At 68.7% G+C, this 23226-nt stretch carries 20 protein-coding genes, 1 tRNA gene and 1 pseudogene; 14 read left to right on the top strand and 8 right to left on the bottom strand.

Translation table 11 applies throughout. The features are described 5' to 3' along the window. Window positions 1–99: 99 nt before the first annotated feature. Window positions 100–1284, top strand: a complete 1185-nt coding sequence (locus CFK38_RS09040) for a cytochrome P450 (protein ID WP_096802777.1) — start codon at window positions 100–102, stop codon at window positions 1282–1284. A 60-nt stretch (window positions 1285–1344) separates the two neighbouring features. Here CFK38_RS09040 and CFK38_RS09035 read toward each other — a convergent pair whose 3' ends face one another. Beyond that, window positions 1345–2184 (bottom strand): maleylpyruvate isomerase family mycothiol-dependent enzyme, encoded by an 840-nt coding sequence (locus CFK38_RS09035; protein WP_096802776.1) that lies wholly within the window; start codon window positions 2182–2184, stop codon window positions 1345–1347. A gap of 143 nt (window positions 2185–2327) precedes the next feature. On the opposite strand from CFK38_RS09035, the gene CFK38_RS09030 reads away from it, so the two are divergent. The 5 genes from CFK38_RS09030 (at window position 2328) to CFK38_RS09015 (ending at window position 6388) form a co-directional block, all read left to right on the top strand. Further along, window positions 2328–2543, top strand: coding sequence for a heavy-metal-associated domain-containing protein (locus CFK38_RS09030; protein WP_096802775.1), 216 nt, complete (start codon window positions 2328–2330; stop codon window positions 2541–2543). Next, a complete protein-coding gene (locus CFK38_RS17150) occupies window positions 2543–2680 on the top strand; it encodes a hypothetical protein (protein WP_157773428.1) in 138 nt (45 codons plus the stop codon). Before CFK38_RS09030 ends, CFK38_RS17150 begins: the two co-directional genes overlap by 1 nt. 56 nt (window positions 2681–2736) lie before the next feature. Further along, window positions 2737–5076, top strand: coding sequence for a heavy metal translocating P-type ATPase (locus CFK38_RS09025; RefSeq protein ID WP_096802774.1), 2340 nt, complete (start codon window positions 2737–2739; stop codon window positions 5074–5076). Next, the gene (locus tag CFK38_RS09020; protein ID WP_096802773.1) at window positions 5073–5426 is read left to right on the top strand and encodes a metal-sensitive transcriptional regulator; all 354 of its coding nucleotides are present in this window, start codon (window positions 5073–5075) and stop codon (window positions 5424–5426) included. The genes CFK38_RS09025 and CFK38_RS09020 overlap by 4 nt, the downstream gene beginning before the upstream one ends. A gap of 158 nt (window positions 5427–5584) precedes the next feature. Continuing rightward, a complete protein-coding gene (locus CFK38_RS09015; RefSeq protein ID WP_245850967.1) occupies window positions 5585–6388 on the top strand; it encodes a TetR/AcrR family transcriptional regulator in 804 nt (267 codons plus the stop codon). 91 nt (window positions 6389–6479) lie between these two features. Here CFK38_RS09015 and CFK38_RS09010 read toward each other — a convergent pair whose 3' ends face one another. Further along, window positions 6480–7373, bottom strand: coding sequence for an SDR family oxidoreductase (locus CFK38_RS09010; protein WP_096802771.1), 894 nt, complete (start codon window positions 7371–7373; stop codon window positions 6480–6482). A gap of 59 nt (window positions 7374–7432) precedes the next feature. Beyond that, a complete protein-coding gene (locus tag CFK38_RS09005; protein WP_096802770.1) occupies window positions 7433–8635 on the bottom strand; it encodes an alcohol dehydrogenase catalytic domain-containing protein in 1203 nt (400 codons plus the stop codon). 265 nt (window positions 8636–8900) lie between these two features. Between CFK38_RS09005 and CFK38_RS09000 the strand changes: the two genes are divergently transcribed. The 4 genes from CFK38_RS09000 to CFK38_RS08985 all read left to right on the top strand — a co-directional run bounded on the left by CFK38_RS09000 (window position 8901) and on the right by CFK38_RS08985 (window position 11943). After that, complete coding sequence (locus CFK38_RS09000) at window positions 8901–9641, top strand: GAF and ANTAR domain-containing protein (protein WP_096802769.1); 741 nt, start codon at window positions 8901–8903, stop codon at window positions 9639–9641. 85 nt (window positions 9642–9726) lie between these two features. Next, complete coding sequence (locus tag CFK38_RS08995) at window positions 9727–10776, top strand: TetR/AcrR family transcriptional regulator (RefSeq protein WP_096802768.1); 1050 nt, start codon at window positions 9727–9729, stop codon at window positions 10774–10776. Window positions 10777–10906: 130 nt separating this feature from the next. Beyond that, on the top strand, window positions 10907–11680 hold the full coding sequence (locus CFK38_RS08990; RefSeq protein ID WP_096802767.1) for an ABC transporter ATP-binding protein: 774 nt from the start codon (window positions 10907–10909) through the stop codon (window positions 11678–11680). 186 nt (window positions 11681–11866) lie between these two features. Then, window positions 11867–11943 (top strand) — tRNA-Lys (locus tag CFK38_RS08985). Window positions 11944–12017: 74 nt separating this feature from the next. Here the strand turns inward: CFK38_RS08985 and CFK38_RS17885 are convergent. After that, window positions 12018–12242, bottom strand: a pseudogene (locus tag CFK38_RS17885) (helix-turn-helix domain-containing protein); the annotation flags it as partial. Between the two features lie 301 nt (window positions 12243–12543). Here CFK38_RS17885 and CFK38_RS08975 point away from each other — a divergent pair. Beyond that, complete coding sequence (locus CFK38_RS08975; protein ID WP_096802321.1) at window positions 12544–13650, top strand: IS110 family RNA-guided transposase; 1107 nt, start codon at window positions 12544–12546, stop codon at window positions 13648–13650. Window positions 13651–14398: 748 nt separating this feature from the next. Beyond that, a complete protein-coding gene (locus CFK38_RS08970) occupies window positions 14399–16504 on the top strand; it encodes an endo-beta-N-acetylglucosaminidase (protein ID WP_096802766.1) in 2106 nt (701 codons plus the stop codon). Window positions 16505–16706: 202 nt separating this feature from the next. On the opposite strand, the gene CFK38_RS08960 is transcribed toward CFK38_RS08970, so the two are convergent. Further along, window positions 16707–17252, bottom strand: coding sequence for an ATP-binding protein (locus CFK38_RS08960; RefSeq protein ID WP_245850966.1), 546 nt, complete (start codon window positions 17250–17252; stop codon window positions 16707–16709). Window positions 17253–17357: 105 nt separating this feature from the next. Here CFK38_RS08960 and CFK38_RS08955 point away from each other — a divergent pair, with 105 nt between their 5' ends. Together CFK38_RS08955 and CFK38_RS08950 are read left to right on the top strand one after the other, a co-directional pair. Continuing rightward, a complete protein-coding gene (locus CFK38_RS08955; RefSeq protein WP_096802764.1) occupies window positions 17358–17669 on the top strand; it encodes a hypothetical protein in 312 nt (103 codons plus the stop codon). Between the two features lie 20 nt (window positions 17670–17689). Beyond that, on the top strand, window positions 17690–18028 hold the full coding sequence (locus CFK38_RS08950) for a hypothetical protein (RefSeq protein WP_096802763.1): 339 nt from the start codon (window positions 17690–17692) through the stop codon (window positions 18026–18028). Window positions 18029–18125: 97 nt separating this feature from the next. Here CFK38_RS08950 and CFK38_RS08945 read toward each other — a convergent pair whose 3' ends face one another. The 3 genes from CFK38_RS08945 to CFK38_RS08935 form a co-directional block, all read right to left on the bottom strand. Next, a complete protein-coding gene (locus CFK38_RS08945) occupies window positions 18126–19541 on the bottom strand; it encodes an integrase core domain-containing protein (RefSeq protein WP_157773427.1) in 1416 nt (471 codons plus the stop codon). A gap of 77 nt (window positions 19542–19618) precedes the next feature. After that, the gene (locus CFK38_RS08940) at window positions 19619–20881 is read right to left on the bottom strand and encodes an IS256 family transposase (RefSeq protein WP_096802761.1); all 1263 of its coding nucleotides are present in this window, start codon (window positions 20879–20881) and stop codon (window positions 19619–19621) included. A gap of 554 nt (window positions 20882–21435) precedes the next feature. Beyond that, window positions 21436–22917 (bottom strand): beta-N-acetylhexosaminidase, encoded by a 1482-nt coding sequence (locus tag CFK38_RS08935; protein ID WP_275542298.1) that lies wholly within the window; start codon window positions 22915–22917, stop codon window positions 21436–21438. Between the last annotated feature and the right edge of the window lie 309 nt (window positions 22918–23226).

Below are 23226 nucleotides of genomic sequence, written 5' to 3'. Positions count from 1 at the left end.
TGCGCGGGGCGGTCGCCGCCGCCGGGCACCTGCTCGAGGGACGGGGACGGTCGCGGGAGGTCCCGGCCCTCGAGGCGCGGCCCGTCCTACGGTGAGGGGATGAGCACTGCGATCTTCGACCCCTCCGGCCTCGAGCCCCGCACCGCGACCGACGAGCAGCGCGCCGAGGCGCCGCTGGCCAGGACCCCGCAGGGGACCTGGGTGGTGCTCGGGCACGAGGAGGCGGTGGCGGTCGCGACCGACCACGAGAGGTTCTCCTCCTCCGTCTCGAGGTTCCTGCAGGTCCCCAATGGTCTGGACGGCCAGGAGCATGCCGCGTTCCGTGCGGCGACGGACCCCTTCTTCAGCGCGGAGCGGATGCAGGCCCTCGAGCCGACGGTCCGGACGATCGCCGCAAAGCTGCTCGCGGAGCTGCTCGCCGATGTCGGCGCCGCGGGGACGGAGATCGATGCCGTCTCGGCGCTGGGCGCCGTGTTCGCGGTCCGCGCCCAGACCGCCTGGCTCGGCTGGCCCGCGCGGCTCGAGCCGGAGCTGCTGCAGTGGATGGTCGACAACCATCAGGCCTCCCGCTCCGGGGAGCTCGCTCGGACCGCGGAGGTCGCCGAGCGCTTCGATGCGATCATCCGTTCGGTCGTCGCACCGCGCCGGGCGCTCGGCGCTGACGCCCCCGCAGATCTGACCACCGAGGTGATGCAGGTGCAGGTGCCGCTGCCGGATCCCGAGGTCCCCGGATCGCGGGAGCGCGCACTGAGCGACGAGGAGATCGTCTCGATCCTTCGCAACTGGACCGGTGGGGACCTGGGATCCATCGCGCTGTGCGTCGGCGTGCTGCTGACGGCGGTGGCCCGTGCCCCCGAGCTCGCCGAGCGACTGCGCCTGGGGTCGTTCGCCGAGGCCGCGGCGATCGTCGACGAGCTGCTGCGGATCGATGACCCCTTCGTCTCGAACCGGCGGGTGACCACCTGCCCGGTGACCCTCGCGGGGCAGGAGATCGGCGCGGGCGAACGGGTGCTGATCCATTGGACCTCGGCCAACCGTGATGAGCGCGTCGTCCCCGACCCCGACGAGATCGACCCCGCGGGCAATGCCGCGCAGAACCTGGTCTACGGCATCGGCACGCACGTGTGCCCCGGACGCCCTCTGGCGACCCTGGAGCTGGTGGTCGCGATGCAGGAGCTGCTCGCAGTGGCGGAGGTGCACCCGGCGCCGACGGCCGGCGAGCGGGAGGTCGCCCCGGTGGGCGGCTGGGCGCATGCACCGGTGGTGCTGGTCCCGCGCCGGTGACGGTCACCACCACGGCCGACGACCCGCCGGGCGCCCCCGCGCTCGCCCCCGGCCGTGCGCTCAGTCGTGGCCTTCGGCGATCAGCGCCTCCAGCGCCGTGATCGCTTCCGGGTCCCCTTGGATGCGGACCGACTCCGCTCCGTCGGCGAGGTGCTCGAGGGCCTGTTCCCGCCCCCATGCCCACAGGCACAGAGCGCGGGCGGATCCGCCGGCACCGGCTCGGGGCAGCTCGTCCGCGGGCGGGCCGTCCAGCAGTCGGCCGACGGGGACGTCGAACTCCTGCCCGTCGCGGGGCCGCGTGCCCGACCAGCGGCTGATGCCGAGCCACCGCGCCGAGCCGCCCTGGGGACGGACCTCGACCGCGGCCACCGGGGTGAGGACCGCCCAGTCGGGGATCCATTCGAAGGCGGCCGGCCACATCACCTCCAGCACATGGTCGAGGCCGGCAGCGGCGAGGCGGGAGTCGATCGCGCTGACGGAGTGTCCCGCCGTCAGCTCGGCGTCCACCCGGTGGATGGTCGCCTCGTGGGTCTGCATGCGTCGGGTGATGCCGACGCCCTGCTGCTCGGAGAACCAGAACCAGGCGGGCTCCTCATCGGCCCTGGTCTCGAGCTGGGCGAGCAGTGCCTCGGTCGCGGCGGCCCGCCTCTCCAGCAGCGCCTCGCGCTCGCCGGGGCGCGCCGCCGTCGCCGCCTCGATCGCCCTCACCTCGTCCTCGGTGGTGGCACCGGTGGCCAGGATCTCTGCCCAGAACTCGTGGACCTCGGTGAGGTGCCACAGCAGGTCGTCGGCGGTCCACTCCGGACAGGTGGGGACCCGCTGGTCGGGGTCGACGAGTGTCAGTGCGGTGGCCAGCCGCTCCGCCTCGTGCCGAATGGTGGTGATCGCATCGATGTCCATACCCCATGGAAGCACGTTCCTGTGACGGGCGACACCCGAGGTCCGGATGCTCCCGCCCCTTGCACGCCCGTACCCCTAGGGGGTATAACGGGACAGTACCGATACCCTGGACGGGTATACGACAAGCAAGGGAGGACCCCGATATGAGCGCGACCACCACCCAGTTCCAGGTGACCGGCATGACCTGCGGCCACTGCGAGATGTCCGTGCGCGAGGAGGTCAGCGAGGTCTCCGGCGTCCGGGGTGTCGAGGTCAGCCATGAGACCGGTCTGCTCAGCGTCTCCGCGGAGCAGGGAGTCGACGAGGCGGCGGTGCTCGCCGCCGTGTCCGAGGCCGGCTACTCGGCGGTCCGGGCCTGATGAGGGCCGCCTCCCGGGTGGCTCTGTACGGGCTGCTGCTGGCGGCGCTGTTCGCCGCCTCGCTCGTGCTGGGCGACCTGCTCATCCCCGCCTCCTGGGTGGAGGGCTGGTCCAGCGCCACCTCACCGGGCCACTGACCCCGCTCCTCACCTCGTCACCGTGAGCATCCGCCCACGAGAGAGAAGTCCGCACGATGACCACTCCCCCAACCGCGCCGCAGCATCCCTCCGGCGTCGATATCGAGCTCGAGATCGACGGGATGACCTGCGCCTCATGCGCGAATCGGATCGAGCGCAAGCTGAACAAGCTCGACGGCATCACCGCCGCGGTGAACTACGCCACCGAGAAGGCGCGGGTCTCCGTGCCCGTCGGCTACGACCCGCATGACCTGGTCACGGTGGTGGAGCAGACCGGCTACAGCGCCACGCTGCCGGGGTCCCGAGAGGACCCCGCCGCCGCGGAGGGCGGGCAGGAGCCGGAAGATCCGGAGCTGACCTCGCTGCGGCAGCGGCTGATCGGCGCCATCGTGCTGTCGGTGCCGGTCATCCTGCTCTCGATGATCCCGGTGCTGCAGTTCACCTACTGGCAGTGGGCGGCCCTCACGCTGACCGCACCGGTCATCATCTGGGCGGCCTGGCCCTTCCACCGCGCGGCGGCGCTGAACCTGCGCCAGGGCGCGGCGACCATGGACACCCTGATCTCCGTGGGCACCCTCGCCGCGTTCCTGTGGTCGCTGTACGCCCTGTTCCTGGGCACGGCGGGGCAGCCCGGCATGACCCACGAGTTCACCCTGGCCGTCGGCCCGTCCGACGGTGCGGCGAACATCTATCTCGAGGTCGCCGCCGGGGTGACCATGTTCATCCTGCTGGGTCGTTACTTCGAGAAGCGCTCCAAGCGACAGGCCGGCGCCGCTCTGCGCGCCCTGCTGGACATGGGCGCGAAGGACGTGGCCGTCCTCCGCGACGGCGCCGAGACGCGGGTCCCCGTCCGGGACCTCGTCGTCGACGACGAGTTCGTGATCCGCCCGGGCGAGAAGATCGCGACCGACGGCGTGATCGTCTCCGGCACCTCGGCGGTCGACGCCTCGATGCTCACCGGAGAGTCCGTGCCGGTCGAGGTCGGCGAGGGCGATGCCGTCACCGGCGCGACCGTGAATGCGGGAGGTCGCCTGCTGGTGCGTGCGACCCGGGTGGGCGGCGACACCCAGCTGGCGCAGATGGCGAAGATGGTCGAGGACGCCCAATCGGGCAAGGCCGAGATCCAGCGCCTGGCCGACCGGGTCTCCGGCATCTTCGTGCCGATCGTCATCGCGATCGCCGTGGTCGTGCTCGGTGCCTGGATCGGGGCCGGCTTCCCGCTCGACGCCGCGTTCACGGCCGCTGTCGCGGTGCTGATCATCGCGTGCCCCTGCGCCCTCGGCCTCGCGACCCCCACCGCACTGCTGGTGGGCACGGGCCGCGGCGCCCAGCTCGGCATCCTGCTCAAGGGCCCCGAGGTCCTGGAATCCACCCGTGAGGTCGACACCGTGGTGCTGGACAAGACCGGCACCGTCACCACCGGGAGGATGACCCTGACCGACGTCATCCCGGCCCGGGGCGTGGACCGCACCGAGCTGCTGCGCACGGCGGGCGCGGTCGAGGACGCCTCCGAGCATCCCATCGCCCAGGCCATCGCCCGCGGCGCCGCCGCGGAGGCCGGCCCCCTGCCCGCCGTCGAGGAGTTCGAGAACCTCGAGGGACGGGGAGTGCGCGGCACGGTCGAGGGCCGCTCGATGCTCATCGGCCGTTCCGCCCTGCTCGAGGACGGGGCGCTGCCCGAGGAGCTGGCCGCACCGAAGGCGGAGGCGGAATCCCGCGGCGAGACCGCCGTCGTGGTAGTCCGCGACGGCGCCGCCCATGGCGTGCTCGTGGTCGCCGACACCGTCAAGCCCACCAGCGCCGAGGCGATCTCTCAGCTGCAGGGCCTCGGGCTCACCCCGATCCTGCTCACCGGCGACCACCGTGCCGTCGCCGAGCAGATCGCCGGCGAGGTCGGCATCGAGGAGGTCATCGCCGAGGTCCTCCCGCAGGACAAGATCGACGTGGTCACGCGGCTGCAGGGCGAGGGCAAGGTGGTCGCGATGATCGGTGACGGCGTCAACGACGCCGCGGCCCTCGCGCAGGCGGATCTCGGACTCGCCATGGGCACCGGCACCGACGTCGCGATCGAGGCCTCGGACATCACCCTGGTCCGCGGCGACCTGCGCAGCGCGGCCGATGCGATCCGGCTGTCCCGTCGTACCCTGGCCATCATCAAGGGCAATCTGTTCTGGGCCTTCGCCTACAACATCGCGGCCATCCCGCTCGCCGCGCTCGGCCTGCTGAACCCGATGCTCGCGGGTGCCGCCATGGCCTTCTCCAGCGTGTTCGTGGTGGGCAACAGCCTGCGGCTGCGATCCTTCCGCTCCCGTGCACACGACCCCTCGCACGCCGCGGCGAACGACCCCGCCCCGTCCCGGCGGTCCGACCGCCCCGCTCCCCGGAGGAACCCATGACCCCCATCGACCCCTCGCTCGCCGAAGGTTCCGCCCCCACGCCCTCCCCGGATGCGGCCGCGGAGCATCACCACGGCTACATCTCCGACAAGGCCCGCTACCTCGCACGGCTCAAGCGCATCGAGGGCCAGGCCCGCGGGCTGCACCGCATGGTCGACGAGGAGACGTACTGCATCGACATCCTCACCCAGGTCAGCGCGCTGAAGAGAGCGCTGGACGGTGTGGCGATGGGCCTGCTGGACGATCACCTCCAGCACTGCGTGCTCGACGCCGCGCGCGCCGGCGGCGACGAGGCGGAGGAGAAACTCAAGGAGGCCTCCGCAGCGATCGCGCGACTCGTGCGCTCCTGACAGCCTCCGGTCCCGGTACGCGGACCGGCCGGAACAGCGCGGTGACCGGTGGGATACTGTTCACGGAGGTCGGACGTGGGAGATCGAGCAGGATCGCACCGGTGCTTCCAGCCGCTACCGCGGCGCTGGTCCGGACACCGCCCGGAATGAGGAGTGGCATGATGACAGAAGCTGTCCCGCAGAGCCATCCCGGTCAGCCTCCGGCCAGGACCGAGGGCGTGCTCGCGAGCGCCGGCGCCCCTGCCGCCGCACCCTCAGCATCGGGACCCGCCAGATCCCCCGGCCCCCCGCACGTCCGCACCGGCGCTCCTCCCAGCACAGGTTCGTCGGCGCCCGACACCGGCGCGCCGCGCAACCGCCGGGAGGAGATCCTCGACGGTGCCGCGGAGATGTTCGCCGAGCACGGCTACCACGGCTCGAGCCTGCGTGACATCTCCAGCCACATCGGTCTCTCGCACTCCGGCATGCTGCACCACTTCGAATCGAAGGACGCGCTGCTCGACGGGGTGATCGACCGGCTCGAGGAACACGCGCAGGCGGCCCTCGACCGCGTCCCCGAGTTCAGCACGGATCGGCGCTCACTGCTCCGCGGTCTGACCGAAGTCTGGCACCCCGCCTCCCTTCCGATCCGACTGATGGCCACGCTGGATGCGGAGTCGGTCAGCGAGGATCTCCACGGCCGATACCGGATGGCGCGGCTGCGGCGCGTTCACGAGCACGTCCTGGAGAGCTGCTTCAGCAGCTTCGCGGCCCAGGGGCTCCTGCGCGAGAACACGGAGCCCGCCTTCGCCGGACGCGCACTGCTGGCCGTGGTGCTGAACCTCGCCGTGCGCGAGAAGACGGTCCGTCCGCTGCAGCACCGCACCGACGACGACAACCCGCTGAACGATCTGGCCATGCAGGTCGACGCCTTCCTGATCGAAGAACCACCCGCACGCCACAGGACAGATCTGCGGCGCTGATCGCCATCGAGGATCCTCGTCGTCCCGGGGGCGACGCCGACGGCTGTGCTCGGTCGGGATCGGCGCAGCAGCGACGCTGTCCGCTCGGCGTTCACGGGGTCGGGCTCCCTCCCGTGACCGACAGGGTCTCCCCCAGCACATAGCTCGACTCGGCTGAGCTGAGGAAGACGTACGCCGGGGCCAGCTCGGTCGGCTGGCCCGCACGACCCAGCGGGGTGCTCTTGCCGAACTCGGGCAGGGCGTCCTTCGGCTGGCCGTCGGAGACCTGCAGCGCGGTCCAGATCGGCCCCGGGGCGACGGCGTTGACGCGGATGCCGCGGGAGGCGACCTGCTGGGCGAGGCCCTTGGTGAAGTTGTTGATCGCTGCCTTGGTCGAGGCGTAGTCCACGAGCGTGGGCGAGGGCTGATACGCCTGGATCGAAGTGGTGTTCACGATCGTGGAGCCGGCGGGCAGATGCGTCAGCGCCGCCCGGCAGAGGCGGAACATCGCGTGGATGTTCACCGCATAGGTGTCCTCCCACTGCTGGTCGTCGATCTCCTCGAGCGATTCCACGGCGATCTGGCGTCCCGCGTTGTTCACCAGAGCATCGAGTCCCCCGAGGCCCTCCACCGCATCCTCGACCAGCTGCCGGCAGACGGCGGCATCGGTGAGGTCGCCGGGCAGCAGCACCGCTGTGCGCCCCTCCGCACGGATCACCTCGGCGATGTGCCGGGCGTCCTCCTCTTCCTCCGGCAGATGGTTGAGCGCGACGTCGGCGCCCTCGCGGGCGAAAGCGATCGCGACGGCCGCCCCGATGCCCGAGTCGGCACCGGTGATGAGCGCTCGACGCCCTTCCAGACGCCCGGTGCCGCGGTAGGACTCCTCCCCGCGATCGGTGCCGGGGATCAGCTCGGCGTCCAGCCCCGGCTCCGGCTGGTGCTGCTTCGGCGGGGTGATGTCGGGGAAACGGGTGACAGGATCGGTGAAGGTGAGCTGGTCGGCCATGGGGGCCTCCTCAAGAACGGGTGGTCGGGTTCACAGGGTCGAGGCGTTGCCGGCGGCGCTCAGGCCATGGCGGGCACGGACGGCGCGGTGGGGTCCAGGACGACCTTCACGCACCCGTCGTGCTTGCGCTGGAAGAGGTCGTATCCGACGGCGGCCTCGTCCAGCGGCAGACGGTGGGTGACGAGATCGGCGACGCCGAGCGGATCCTCGGGATCCTCGACCAGCGGCAGCAGGGTGTCCGTCCAGGCGCGCACATTGCACTGGCCCATGCGCAGCTGGAGCTGCTTGTCGAACATCCTCAGCAGCGGCATCGGACTGGCCGCGCCGCCGTAGACCCCCGACAGGGAGACCGTGCCGCCGCGTCGCACGAGGTCGATCGCGGTGTGCAGGGCGGCGAGCCGGTCCACGCCGGCACGCTCCATCACCGGACGGGCGACCGCGTCGGGCAGCGTGCCCGCGATCCTCTGGGCGACGCCCGCCATCACGCTGCCCCTGGCCTCCATCCCGACGGCATCGATCACGGCGTCCGGGCCACGGCCCTGGGTGCGTTCACGGATCTCGCCCACGCCGTCCTCCCCGAGATCGAGCACCTCGATCCCGTGCCGCTCGGCCATCGCACGGCGCTCCGGCACGGGATCGATGCCGAACACCCTCGCGCCGAGGTGCCGACCGATCCGCGCGCACAGCTGGCCGACCGGACCGAGGCCGATCACCGTGAGCGTGCGGTGGCCGGGCACCCCGGCATAGTGCACGGCCTGCCAGGCGGTGGGCAGGATGTCGCTGAGGAAGAGGTAGTTCTCATCCGGCAGCTCGGTGCCGACCTTCATCAGCCCGTAGTCGGCATGGGGGACGCGCAGGTACTCGGCCTGACCACCGGGCACCTGACCGTAGAGCTTCGAGTACCCCAGCAGTGCGGCACCGGTGCCGTGCTCGGTGACCTGGGTGGTCTCGCATTGGGAGGGCAGGCCCTGCCCGCACATCGCGCAGCTCCCGCAGGAGATGGTGAAGGGGACCACGACGCGGTCGCCGGGGCGCACGTGATCGACCTCGGATCCGACCTCCTCGACGATCCCCATCGGTTCGTGCCCGATGATGTCCCCTGCGGTCATGAAGGGGCCCAGCACCTCGTACAGGTGCAGATCCGAGCCGCAGATCGCCGTGGAGGTGACGCGGATCAGCGCATCGGTGGGGCGATCGAGGATCGGGTCGGGCACGGTCTCGACGCTCACCTGCTCGCGGCCCTGCCAGGTCACTGCTCTCATGGTCCTGCCTTCCGGTGATGTTCCGGTCGTCTCCGATCACGCTAGTGTCGGGCTGCGCTGATGTCGTCGGTGCCGACCGAAAGGTCTGCGCTCCAGGAGGATCCGGTCGGCGTGCCGCGAGCCCGCCCGCACGACAGCGGGTGCACCGGTCCCGCACCGGGAGATGAGCGTTGTTGACGGCGGTCCGGAACCGGAGTGTGATGGGAGGGTCGCGCATCCTGCGGCCGTGTAGCGCGCCCTCATGCGCCTGACAGGAGGTCCTGCGATGCCGGATGACGTGATCAACACCCGGGACGATCAGCTGAGCACCATGCAGACCCTGCTTCTGGAGAGCGAGGACATCTCCGATTTCCTGCGCGACTTCACGGCCCTGCTGGCGGATCAGCTCTCCCTGACCGGCCCGGACCGGTGGTGCGCTGTCACGCTGCTGCGAGGCCGCAAGGCCGCCACCGCGGTGTCCTCGAGCGCCGAGGCGGCGGCGCTCGACGAGCTCCAGAACAGGTTCAGCGACGGTCCGTGCATGACCGCGATCCGGGGGAACACCGTGATCCGGGCGGGGGATCTGCGTCAGGACGGACGCTGGCCCGACTATCAGGACGCCGCGGTGCAGCAGGGCGTCCGGGCAGTGCTCGGGATCCCCTTCGACCTGGACGAGGACGCTCAGGCGGGGCTGAACGTGTATTCCGCGACCGCGCACGATTTCGATTCCGACACGATCGCCTCGATCGTGCTCGAGGTCGAGCAGGCCTCGAATGCGCTGCGGCTCGCCATCCGGATGGCCCACGACCGCGAGTCGCACAGCGACCTGCGCGCCGCGATGGAGCACCGGACGGTGATCGATCTCGCCGTCGGGATCATCATGGCCCAGAACAGGTGCAGCCAGGACGAGGCCGTCGCGCTCCTGAAGACCGCGTCCAACCACCGGAACATGAAGCTGCGGGAGCTCGCCTCCGACCTGGTGGCCTCCGTCAGCTCCGCACCGGCCACGACCGCTTTCGAGAGCTGATTGTGGCCGACTCCACAGCGGGATAAGCTCCAGCGAGGTCTAGCAGGAGGCCTCCCCGTCACGTCGCACGAAAAGGCCTCCGCACATGCCGCACACCCTCTCTGTCACGGTCCGTGTCGATCTCGACCTCAGGGAGGTCACGCTCGCCGTCTTCGGCTGCCTGACCGCCGAGACCCACGTCTCGTTGCTGTCGATCATCGCCAAGGCACGTGGTCTCGAACCTGCTCCGAGCATCACCGTGGACCTGCTGGGGACCGAGCACATAGATCTCGACGGTCTGCTGCCGTTGCGGCAGCTGATCGATCTGGAGCCGGACAGCGAGTTCGCACCGGTGACCTACCGGATCCCCGATCCCCTGCCGATCTGCCCGCGCAGGACGCCGTCGGCGCCGACGGACTGGGTCGGCGCGGCGTCCCCGACCCCGGGCGCTGTCGGCGGCGCGCCGCTGGCGCTGCTCCGCGGTGCCGAGCAGCAGTCTGCGGGCACCACTGCCGTCGAGGCTCCCCCGGCCCCTGCGCCGGTGACGCCGTCATCCCGCCCCCGCACGCGGAGCCGACGGGAGGAGATCCTCGAGGGCTCCGCGCAGATGTTCGCCGAGCACGGCTACTACGGAGCGAGCCTGCGCGACATCAGCCGACACGTGGGCATCTCGCATCCCGGGCTGATGCACCATTTCGCCTCGAAGGACGCCCTGCTGGAGGCGGTCGTCGATCTGCTCGAGGCCCATGCCCAGAATGCTCTGGACCAGGTGGAGGCGATGAGCACGGCTCCGGAGGTGATGCTGCGGGCACTGCCTGTGCACTGGCACCCCAGCGCGCTGCCCGTCCAGCTGCTGACCACGCTCGGCGCGGAGGCCGTTCGCGGCGACCATCCCGGACGGTTCCGGATGTCGCGGCTGCGCCGCGTCCACGAGCACATCTTCGAACAGTGCTTCGCCGGGTTCGCCCGGCAGGGTCTGCTGCGACGCGGCCTCGATCCCGCCTTCGCGAGCCGGGCCCTGTTCGGTCTCGTGCTCAACCTCGCGGTGCGGGAGAGGACCGTGCGCACCATGCAGAACGGATGCTACGACGATGCCCCGATCGAGGAGCTCTCGCGCCTGTCCCGTGCGTTCCTGAGGACCGACAGCGAGCGCTGAGACCCCGGACGCAGCGGGCAGGGCGAAAGACGCAGAACGCACCGGCTCGAGCCCCTCCCGCTGCTCGCAGTGGCGGCACAGCCGGACTGGCTAGAGTGCGTCGGGACCGTCCGCCACGAGAAAGCACCCGATGCCTGCACCCACCAGCCTCACCACCAGCTCTCTGCATGCCGGCTACCCCGGGGAGGAGGTGCTCAGCGGGATCGACCTCACGGTCCGTGCCGGTGACCCGCCGCTGGGGCTGCTTGGCGCCTCCGGGGCGGGCAAGACGACTCTGCTGGCGACGCTCAGCGGCGAGCACCGGCCGAGCTCCGGCCGGGTCACCTGGGAGGGTCGTGACGTGGTGAAGCTGCGCGGCACGGAGCGGCGCCGGTTCCGCGCGGCCGTCCGCTTCGTCTCGCAGTACGCCATGACGATCTCGGATCCGCGAGAGACCGTCCGCTCACGCCTCGAGCTGGCGGCGAAGGAGGCCCGCAAGGGCGGGCGCACCCACGCCGTCTCCGCTGCGGAGATGCTCGGGTCCGTGGGGCTGGCGGAGCACTACCTGACGCGCACCATGCGCACCCTCTCCGGCGGCGAGACCCAGCGGGTCGCGCTCGCGACCGCGCTCGCCACCCGGCCCGAGATCCTGGTGCTCGACGAGCCGATGACCGCCGTGGACCCGAACACGCGACGCCGGATCAGCGACACCCTCGCCGCAACGATCCGACACCTGGGCATCGGCACCCTCATCGCCTCCCATGACATCGAGCTGCTGCAGCGGCTGTGCCCGCAGATCCAGTTCCTCGGCGAGGGGCGGATCCTCGCCCGCGGGACGCTCGAGGAGATCCTCTCGCACACCGAGCACGAGGAGATCCGCGATCTCTCGGAGAACGCCGCGGAGGCCGTGCACCACTACCGCTGAGACAGGGTGCTGGGCAGGCCATTACGACCCACGAGGGTGGATCGGCGGGATCCTCGAGGAACGGCCAGGTCCGACCCGAGGAAGCGCTCGGGCTCCCCGCAGGACCGTCCCGCTGTTCGCTCGCTCACAGCGTGGCTCCTCGAGTTGGACGTGAGGGGACTTGGGGGTAAAGTTCTTTTCTGTTCGGCGCCATTAGCTCAGTTGGTTAGAGCGGCTGACTCTTAATCAGTAGGTCCGGGGTTCGAGTCCCTGATGGCGCACCAGCAGTTGAAGCCCCACCGGTCACCCGGTGGGGCTTCTTCGTGTCCCGGAACAGACCGAGGCCGTCGAAGAGGTCACCCACCGGCACGTCGAAGTACCGGGCCAGAGTCGCAACCTCGCTGGCCTTCCATAACGTCTCCCCCTTGAGCTTCGCGAAAACGGAGGCTCGATGGATGCCCAGCACGGGCGCCAGCTCAGCGTTCTTCAAGCCGGTACCGGCTGCCAACGCCCGCACTGCTGCGGAGATCCGCGAGTCGTCGTCGGTATCGCCTGCCTGGGGTCGTTCATTGATAGTGCTCATACAGGAATCCTACTCGCCAAGAGAGCTTTAGGCGAGAGATGACGTATAAACCTGATGCCGAGTCGCGAGGACGCGACTAAGGTCAGTTCTCATGAGAAGCCGGGCACCGTACGCAGATCTTCTCCTCCGTCAGTCCGACCACGGAAGGCTGTGGGAGTGGGCGATGGAGCAGCGCCGCTCAGACGCTATGAGGGTGGCGGGGTTACCGGCTGGGTCTTGTGGCCCAGGGCCTCGCTATGAAGACTCGTGGATCACCCTGGTCGATGGGCGGCCGGGGTGCACACATTCATAGGAGGCCCTGGTGTTCACCGAGACTACAAGCCTGGGATTGGATGTCCATGCCCGTAGCGTCAATGCCGCTGCGATCGACTGCTCCACCGGCGAGGTGATCGAGAAGTCCCTGCCGAATGATCTGGTCGCTATCAGCGAGTTCGTCGAGGACCTCGCCCGTGGCCACGGTCCCTTGCGGATCACCTACGAGGCCGGCCCCACCGGCTTCACGCTTGCCCGGTTCCTGCTCGATGCTGGACATTCCGTCCAGGTCGCGGCCCCGTCGAAGCTGTTGCGACCAACGGGTGAGCGAGTCAAGACCGATCGGCGCGATGCGATGCTGCTGGCCCGTCTGGCGCGCAACGATGACATCGTCGCGGTGCGGGTCCCCACGCTCGCGGAGGAGTCCGCCCGAGATCTGGTCCGTTCCCGGGACGATGCCCGCCGCGACTTGATGAGTGCCCGGCACCGGCTCGGGAAGCTGGTGCTGCGCCGCGGTCACGTCTTCCCCGGCAAGACGACCTGGGGCCGGGAGCATGACGCCTGGCTGCGGGCCATCCGCCGTGACCACTTGGCCGAATATGGTTCCGGGACCGTGGCCGCGTTCGATGACGCCTACGACGCCGTCACCCACACTCTCGCCCGCCGCGATCGCCTTGATGTAACGATCTTGAACCTGGCCGAGGACAGCGAATTCACCGAGATCACCCACCGCCTGGCCTGCCTGCGAGGGATCTCCACTCTGACCGCGTTCGGTCTGGCGGTGGAGATCGGGGACTGGGACCGGTTCACCGGCTCGACGATCGCGGCCTACCTCGGACTGGTCCCCTCCGAGCACTCCTCTGGACAGACGAGGTCTCTGGGCGGGATCACCAAGACCGGCAACTCCCACGCCCGCCGGTTCCTGATCGAGTCGGCCTGGCACCACAAACCCGGCTACTACCCCGGCAAGACCCTGCGACAGGACTGGGCGAAGGTCCCGGCCGTGATCGCCGAACGCGCCGACCGCGGGAACCGACGTCTCCATCACCGCTGGATGGTGCTGGAAGCGCGCCGCAAACGCCACGCCATCGCGAATACCGCGATCGCCCGCGAACTGGCCGGCTGGTGCTGGTCCCTGGCCACCATGGAGGAATAACCCTATAGACCGCGTTCACGGGCGATCCAGAGCCTCTCGGGACGCAGCGTGAGGAGGAGACCAGCGCTTGGACTGTGAGCAGCCCCGGCAACAGGGCCACGCTCGAGCTCAGACAAGCTCCGCCCCTCCCACCGAAAACAGCGTCATGCGGCACCCGACCCGCGCATATCAGACTGACCACGCGTCGACCAGACACGCGGCACCCGAGAAGCACCCCGCGAACGCCGAAGCGGGGGCACCCACCGGCCAGTGGATGCCCCCGCTTCACTCCGCCCCCTTGACAGAAACACCTACATATCAGTCCGGCCACCGAGCTGGGTCAAGCTCGCGGAACGACCCGCGGCGGAGACTGGGGCGCGGTCGCGATCAATGGCGACATGATGAGGAAATGGTTGCTCGCCGCTGAGGACGCTCGCCCGAGCATGCGGCGATCCGGGCCCAGCTCGAGGCCGAGTTGTTCCGTCTCCAGATTCAGTACCGCGACGAACCGTACGCCAGCTGATCTCCTCCTGCGCGCCCCGCGCCGGGGCGCCCGGGCGTCCGACCGCCGGGCGCGTGTCGCTCCACGGCTCTGGGCCTCGCCGTCGGCGGGCCGACCCGAACGCTTCGCCGATGTCGCGACCACCTCGGTAGGACCGGTCCCCACTGACGGAGCATCTCGTCTTGCCAGACCGGCATCGGACAATTACGGTGGGTAAATCGGTTAAGTAAATCGGTTGACGCTGACCGCTCGATGAAGAGGATCACCATGACGTCTCTATCCCGCCGCACCCTGCTCCGCGTCGGTGCCGTCGGAGCCGGCGCCGCCGCCCTCGGTGCCCACAGCTCCTCCTCCCCCGCCCGCGCCGAGACCGGCTCGGTTCTCGGCACCACCGAGCCCTTCGTCGCCCCCGCGATGACGCAGGCGGAGCCCGGGTTTCCCGCGGGCCCGCTCAGCCGCGGCTTCTTGATCGACGACCTCGCCGACTGGACCCCCGAGACCATCCAGTACGCCCAGAACTTCCGCAGCGCCGTGCCGCTGCGCGAGCGCATCCCCCACGATCCGGACACCCAGGCCCACCCTGACCTCAGCGCGGGTACGCAGTACATGGCGCTCGAGATCGACTACGAGGGCTCCTCCTACCAGCCACGCGCGCAGATCGACGGTGCTGAGGGCTACGCGTGGACGCAGCGGTTCTGGCCGTACTACGACGTGTGGGGCAGCTGGCACGGCCAGATGGTCGAAGACAGCACCTACGAGGACGGCCCCTACGGTCTGATCGACCTGCCCAACCCTGGGTTCGTGGAGATGGCGCACCTGCATGGCGCAAGAGCGATCGGGGGCTGGTTCTGGCCGCGCGAGGGCGAGTTCGGCGCCTACGTCCAGCAGCGGGAGGACGGCTCGTTCCCGGTGGCCGACGCGATGATCGCGATGCGCCGCTACTTCGGCTTCGACGGCTTCTTCATCAACCAGGAGGCGGCCATCACCGCCCAAGACGCCGAACAGCTCGCCGAGATGTTCCGCTACCTGCGCGCCGAGGATCCCGACCACTACCTGTGCTATTACGACGCGGTGCTGCCCGACGGCGAGCTGGACTACCAGAACTGCCTCAACGAGAAGAACCTGCCATGGCTGGGCACCCCGAAGGATCGCCTGGCCGATTCGATCTTCATCAATTACGACTGGCCGAAGGCCGACCCGGGCCTGTCCGGCAGTGCGGAGGCCGTGCGCGCGGCCGGGTTCGACCCGCTGCAGGTGGGCTTCGCCGGGGTCGAGCACCAGAAGGGCGGCTTCGATCCCCGCGAGGTGTTCGGCGACCTCGCCCATCCCGGCGCCGAGCCCCCGCTGAGCATGGCAAATTTCGTCTCGCAGTCCTACTGGTCCCGGGCGGGGGAGGACACGCTCACCGTCGAGGGCCGGCGGAGATTCCGCACTCTCGAGCAGCAGTTCTTCTCCGGCCCCTCGGGCAGCCCGGCCACCAGCGGCCGGGTCATCGACCCGACGCCCGACGGCCGTACCGATGTGCTCAACCCCGAGCGCTACGACGGCGTCGCCCACATGATCATCGAGAAATCCACGCTGGATGCGCTGCCGATCCGCACAACCTTCGGCATCGGCGTTGGCAGCCACTTCCGCCTCGACGGCCGCGTGGTCTCGACCCGGCCGTGGAACAACGCGGGCATCGGCCAGGTGAACCCGACCTGGCAGTACTGGACCGAGCCGGAGCTGCCCGTGGGCGAGGTGTTCCTCGACGAGACGATTGCCTGGGAGGACGCCACCTCGCTGGGCATCGACTCGGACGCGACCGAGGTCGAGCTGCATCTGTTCAAGACAGCGCTGTCGCTGCGGCCGGGCTCCTTCGCCTCCGCCAGGATCCGCTCGCCAGGGGCTGTGAAGGCTGCCGTAGTGCTCACCCACGACGACGGCTCCCGCTCGCAGGTCGCCCTGCACCCCGGCGCACCTGATGAAGGCGGCTGGGTGCTGCACCGAGGACCGATCCTGCCCCGAGCGACTCGGCGCACGGTCACGCGCGTGAGTCTGAAGCTCTCCTCCGAGGCGGCGTTGTCGCTGAACCTCGGCGAGGCCCTGCTGGTCAAGAATTCCGAGATCACCGTGCCGGCGGCACCGACCGGATTCAGCGGTGAGGTGGCATCCTCGGACGGCGACACCCGGGCCGTGCAGTTCGGCTGGGAGCAGCAAGACGCCGCAGAGTTCTGGGACCTCATCCACGTCGATGGCGAGCAGCGGACCTGGCTCGGACGCACCCGGCGCGACCGGCTGTACGTGCACGCGGTACCGGCCGGCGGGAGCATCCAGCTCATGGCGACCTCCGCCGACGGCAGCCGTTCCGAGGCCGCCTCGACCGCCGCCTGAGGGGCCGCGGCTCATGGTGCGCGGCTCCGGCGGCGACCACGGTTGCGGTCGGGGTCGCGCGCGTTGCGGGTGGAGGCGTGGACGTCGTCCGATTCGTGCTCGTCTTCACGCAGCCACCCCTCAGACTCGTGCTCGAGCATCCGGGCCAGGTCATCCTCCGCCTGCCGCTGCCTCGCATCGATGATGCGGGCGCGCGCCTGGTTCACAGTGCCCCGATCGACGGGAAGGTGCGGAGTTTCGTCGGCGATTCCCCTGACGCGACTGTTTTTCCCCAGTGTTGCTCGGTGAACTTCCCCAGGAGGTAGCCGAGCTCGTCGATGATCAGCGGGGTCGGGCCGGCGAAGAACCGCATCTTCGCAGACCACTTTCCCTCGATCGCGGCGAGGTCAGCCGCGAAGGTGAAGTAAACCCGGTAGCCAACATTCACGGCGGCGTGGCCGAGGCCGGTGGCGATATGGGTCCTGCCTACTCCGGGCGGGCCGATGAGCAGCACGTTCGTCGTGTTCTCCAGGAACCGGCAGGCCCCGAGCTCGGCGAGGAGGTTGGGGTCGAGGCCGGAGGCGGCGTCGTGGTCGAAGTTCTCCAGCGAGGCACCGGTGGGCGGGCTCGCAAACCGGAACCGGCCCCGAGGCGACGCTCCTCGGCGGCGCTCACCTCGATCGCCATCAGCTGCTCCAGGGCGTGGGTGAGGGTCCAACCCTCGTCCTGAGCCTGGTGGAGGATTCGGGGCGGGTGAGGTGGCGGTCATGTCAGGGCGTTCCTGTTCTTCGCGGCCTGCTCATAGGCGGCCAGGTCGATCTGAAGCATCCCGGGTTTGATGCCGCTTCTGTCTAAGTCCGAGAGGATGGACAGCATGTCGAAGAAGATCGATCCCCAGCTGCGCGCGAGGTGCGTGCGGCTCGTGCGCGAACACCAGCAGGAGTACCCCACCGTGACCGCGGCAACGGCCACGGTCGCCCGTCAAGAGGGCGTCTCGCGCGAGTCCGTGCGGAGTTGGCTGGCGCAAGCCGAGGTCGTCGAAGGATCCCGCCCCGGCGTCAGCAGTGAAGAGTCTGCCGAGGTCAAGCGACTCAAGAGCGAGGTCAAACGGCTACGGGTGGACAACGAGATCCTCCGTCGGGCCTCAATCTTCTTCGCGGGGGACCTCGACCCCCGCAACCGCTGATCCTCGCGTTCATCGACGAGATGCGCATCGAGGGTTTTGCAGTCGAGCCGATCCTCCGCGTCCTGCGCCAGCAGGGCCTCGAGATCGCTGCACTAGCCTCCCGAGCCTGGAAGAGACCAGCACGCATCGCTGAGCGTACCGTCACAGACGCCCTGGTCGAGGACAAGATCCGCTACCTCGCCTGGACCGTCAACCAGGTCACCGGAGCGGTCCAGATGACGCCAGAGGGCCTGTACGGGCGACGGAAGCCGGTTGCCCCACTCCGCCGCCAGGAAGGCTTGGCCGGCCCCTCCCGCGGCGCGGTGGACCGGGCGATGCTGATCGTGACGTCCCGGGGCGGGCGTAGCGTGCGGATTTAAGTTGAGTCCCGCACAGTGGTGTAGTGCGGTGGTCCCTGTGATGTCTCGGGAGATCGTGGACAGTTATGTCTCAGGACATCGTGGACTGTTCGGTGTCTCAGGACTTCGTGGACGGAGCTGCCTGGTGGGGGCCGTGCCAGCCATGGCGATGCTCGGGTTTTGGGTACTGGGCGATGGCGGTCTCGTTCGCGTCGGTGAGGGTCACGGTCTCGGCGTCCCAGGTGACGGTGATCTGCTCGCCTTTGCGCTTGTAGCCGGCGTAGAACTTGCTCGCCAGGACGCCGACGTAACCGCCCTTGGAGACACGGCGTACTGCGGTCCCGGTGATGCCGGCCGAAGGATTGTTCCCGGCTGTCTTCATGCGCGTGCCGCCGGGGGTGCGGGGCCCGTAGTACATTCCCGTGGTTGCCGGACGGGGATAGCTGACGATGTACTCGCCCTCGAGATCGAAGATCTCGACGGTGGTCTCGTTCCACAGGACGTGGACGGCCTGTCCTGCCCGGGGCGTGGCGATGTAGAACATGCAGCTGAGGGCTTTGATCTGCCCGTTCTTTTTCACCGTCAGGTCGGCTTCGCCCTCGCTGGTGTGGAGCGCGAGAGGGGTCCTGCTCGCGGGTAGCGGCACGCCTTCGGGACTGTTCGCCGCCAGCCGTGCCGAGGGTGGAACTTGTGGCAAACGCGGCTCCGGTATCGGCGGAGGGGCCGGGGTGGTGCTCTCCCACGCTTCGGCCGGGGTCTGGCCGTCCAGGGCTTGATGTTCACGTTCGTGGTTGTAGTAGACGTCGAACTCGTCGACCAGGTCCTGCAGCTCAGCGAGGGTCGAGGCGGGCGGGCGCGCGTTCAGCCACTTCTGCAGGGTCTGATGGAACCGCTCGTTCTTGCCCTGTGTGGAGGGGCGCTCGGGCTTCCCGGTGATGGGCTTGACTCCCAGATCGATCAGGTAGTCGACGAGCTTGCCGGAGAATCCTCGACGAGTGGGGTTGAACGCCACTCCGTTGTCCGACAGCAGCCGCTGCGGGACGCCCCATCGTCGGATCGCGACCGAGACGACCCGGATCGCGGCCTTCGCGGTTTCCCCCAGGGCCGCCAGGGTCGCCAGAGCCATCCGCGTGTTGTCATCGATGACCTGGTGGATCACGACCGGGGACCCGTCCGCGAGCGACCAGGCAAACGCATCGATCTGCCAGCAACAGTTCGGGGCGGGGTAGACAAACCGCCGGTTGGCTGCGCGAGGTCGCTTACGAGGTTCCGGGGCGGACACTCCCGCCGCGGCGAAGGCTCTTGCGAGAGTGGCACGAGAAGGCGGGTTCAGGCTCTGGCGCCGCATCCTCGCGATCACAGACAAGGGTCCGGCGTCCCACCCTTGCTCGACGAGCCATTCCCGGACTGCCAGCGCATGCTCGATCCTGCGTGGATCGGTGCGGCCTGGGCTGCCGTGGGGTCGTCGAGAGCCAGGTTCCGTCGCGCCCACCGGGCCGTGCTCGAGCGCCAGGCGGCGGATCTTGTAGAACACAGAGCGGCTGATGCCCTGCCGGGAGGTGTCAAATCTTCTGTGTAAGGGGCCGGTCGATCAGCCTCTCTGCCGGGTGGTCAGAGCGGAAGTCGGTTGGGGAACTGGACGGCGAAGGCGTTGAGGGCTTGGTGCCATCCCTGGGTGCCGGTTCCGAGCTTTCCACCACGGTGGGTCTCGATGTTCCGGATACCCAGATAGACCAGCTTGATCGCCGCCTCGTCCGAGGGGAATGAGCCCCTCGTCTTGGTGATCTTCCGGAGCTGGTAGTTGATCGACTCGATCTGGTTCGTCGTGTAGATGACCTTCCGGATCTCGGGGGTGAACGCCAGGAACGGGATGAAGTCTTCCCACGCGTTCCGCCACGCCAGCACCGCCCCCGGCGCCTTGCTGCCCCAGCCCTCGGCGAAGGCCTCCAGCGCCAACTCAGCGGCCGCCACGGTAGCCGCGGTGTAAATCGGCTTCATGTCCTTGGCCATGGTCTTGCGGTCGGAGTAGGAGGCGTACTTCATCGCCGAGCGCAGCAGGTGAACCACGCAGGTCTGGACCACGGTCTCGGGGTAGATGCTGTTCACCGCGGCCGGCAGCCCGGTCAGTCCGTCACAGCACAGGATCAGAATGTCCTTGGTGCCCCGGTTCCGGATCTCGGTCAGGACGTTGGCCCAGAACTTCGCGCCCTCGGTGACCCCCAGCCAGAGGCCCAGGACCTGCTTGCGACCCTCCAGATCCACGCCTACCGCGACGTGGCAGGCCTTGTTGGTCACGACTCCGCCGTCACGGATCTTGAGCCAGATCGCGTCGATATAGACGATCGGATACACCGTCTCCAAAGGGCGGGACTGCCACTGAGCCACCTCGTCAGCGACCACGTCGGTGACTCTGGAGATCGTCGCGGCGGAGACCTTCGAGCCGTAGATCTCCTCGAGGTGGGAGCCGATGTCGCGGGTGGTCATCCCGCGGGCATACAGCGACAGGATCATGTCCTCGACCCTGCCCAACCGGCGGGTCCTCTTCGGCACGATCACCGGCTCGAACGAGCCGTTGCGGTCCCGCGGGACGGTGAGCTCCACCGGCCCCTGGAGGGTATGGACGGACTTGGTGGTCTTGCCGTTACGGGAGTTGCCCGTGCCGGCACCGGCGGGGTCGCCGGCCTCGTAGCCCAGGTGGTCGCTCATCTCGGTCTCCAGAGCCCGCTCCAGCACGGCCTGAGTCATCCGGGACAGCAGCTCCTCGACCCCGTGGCGGCCCTCTCCGAGGTCCTCGGCAGCGTTGACGAGGGCGTCGACCTGGTCGGCGCTCAGCACCCCGGCAAGAGGGTTCTGGGCATCAGTGGTATCGGTCATGTCATCGGTCCTATTCAGAGGCGAGCCCGCAGGTCACACCTCGATTAGAGACCGGACCCTTACACAGTCAATGAAACACCCTCCCCTGCCGCTGGCAGAAGCGGGTCACCTCGCCCCGCTCAGCGTTCTCCGGCCAGTTCGCTATCGCCCAGCGCACGTCGGCGGGCACCGTGTTTGAGTCCATGCGACGAGCCAACCCGATGCCGGACTGTCCACGATGTCATGAGACCGACTGTGCACGATGTCCCGAGACAGAACCGTCCACGAAGTCCTGAGACTTCACATAGTGCGGTGGTCCCGTGGTCGTCCCAGACGAGGACGCGGTCACCGTGTGATCCTTCGAGTGAACCTCTCACAGCGCTCTCGAACGGAGTCATCACAACGACCGCTCCCCATGTTGTCGACCCTCACGGCCTGCTCAGCGAAGCCCTGACCGAAACCTCCCCGGATCTGATGCGCACGATGCTGAAAAAGATCGTGGCGGGCTCCTCAACCACGACGTTCGGGGTTCCAAGCCAGGGGCAGTCCGGCGGGCACGCCGACCGGTGCACCGGTCAGTCGATCGCGGCGGGAGCCGTGCCGACCTGCGGCAGGACGGCCGCGCGCAGATCCTCGAGCGTGGGGACGAGTTTGTCCGAGCCCCACGTCTGCTGGGCGAACACCTGGAGCCACTCCTGCAGAAGGGTGGCCACCTCGGTCTGTGTCAGGGCGTGCGGCGAGTCGCACCAGACTGAGAGGTGGGAGCCGAGCATCGGCTTCTCCGGAGGCAGGATGTAGTCGCCCTGACTACCGGCGAGACCCATGAACGTACGTGGCGTCCAACGCTCGTAGATACCTTTCGGGTTTTTGTACGGTCCTTGTCCGAGTCCCTCGGAGGTCAGGATGAAGTACAGGTAGTCGCCGTTGGCGTTGATGACCGAATGGCCGGCGTCGACGAAGTCTCCGGCGTCCGGCTTGCTGGCGTTCCAGCGGATCCAGACGTCGACTTCGGTGCGGGCGTCGAGTCGTCCGACGCCTTCGCCCGGGTAGACGTCATCGTTGAAGACTCGCGCGGTCTTTCCGGTCGAGCGCACCAATGCGGCGAGCTCGTTCAGGTAGTGCTCGTAGCCGTCGTGTGCCGTGGCGTTCGTCTGCCCGGTGACGGCTCGGGCGTACTCCACAAGCTGCGGCGCGCTCTCGTCGGAGACGACGTCCGGACCGGTGCCCTGCCATGGGGCGGGGAAGTATTCATCGCCACCGAGGTGGAAGACCGGACCGTCGAAAAGATCGCACATCTCGGCCACGATCTCGTGCACCAGCTGCCGGGCCTCGGGCTTGCTGAAGTCCAAGTGGCCAGCATGCCGTGTTCCGTTTGCCAGTACCAGTTGCAGCTCCGGGTGGAAGGACAGGATGTGATCCAGGTGACCCGGGGTGTCCACGTCCGCGTTGACCCGCACGTGATACGTCCGCGCGACGTCGAGAATGTCGCGCACCTGGTCCTTGGTCAGGTGCTCCTCGGAAACGATCTCGGGATGGCTCTCGCACTCCACCCGGAATCCGAGACCTTCGGAGATGTGTAACTGGAGGGTGTTCATCTTCAGATATGACATCTCGCGGATCAGAGTCTTGATCCACTCCGGTGAGAAGTACTTGCGGCCGATATCGAGCATGAGTGTCCGCTCCTCCAGCTCGGGCCAATCGACGATCCGGCCAGTGGGCCGGCCTCGACGCAGCACCTGGAGGAGCGTGCGTGTTGCCCAGAACATGCCGTCGTTCGTGGGGGCCCTGAGGGTGAGTCCGTACCGGTGGTCGGTGGTGATCGAGTAAGCCTCGCGGCTGTTCGTGTCGGCGACCGGACCGCGCTCCAGGACGATGTCGAGTGGCCTGATGCGCCCGCCGAAGACGATCGCGGGGTGGTCGACCAGATGCCCTTCGCTCACCAGCTCCTCGGCAAGGAGGTCAGCGACATCCTCCAAGTCCCTCGCGGACTCGGTCAGGACGATCCGGGTCGCTGGCGTCAATGGCTTGCCACGGGCGCCGTCCTCGAAGAGTTGGATTGCGGGAAGGGTCTCACCGGACGACTCGTGGCAGGGGCTGCCGGATCATGTCTGGGCGCGTCCGCAGCGGCGGGCCCGGCCCAGCCGGCGATGACTGGTACGGACATGCTCGCGGCCAGAAAGCCGCGGCGGCTAGTACCAAAAGGTTTCATTGTCTGTCTCCCGATGTGTCGAGGTAATTCGGTTAAGCGGAGCCTACATTTCATGGAGTGTGCCGAGACAGACGGGACTGGTGCGCCGTCAAGGGTCTTCGGGATCTCCCTGTGGGCGGACATTTGATCTCCCTGTCGGCGGTCAGTTGATCTCCCT

This window comes from Brachybacterium vulturis (genome assembly GCF_002407185.1).
GTDB lineage: Bacteria > Actinomycetota > Actinomycetes > Actinomycetales > Dermabacteraceae > Brachybacterium > Brachybacterium vulturis.
The sequence above is the reverse complement of the archived record's forward strand: the minus strand, read 5'-3'. Positions and strand labels throughout refer to the sequence as shown.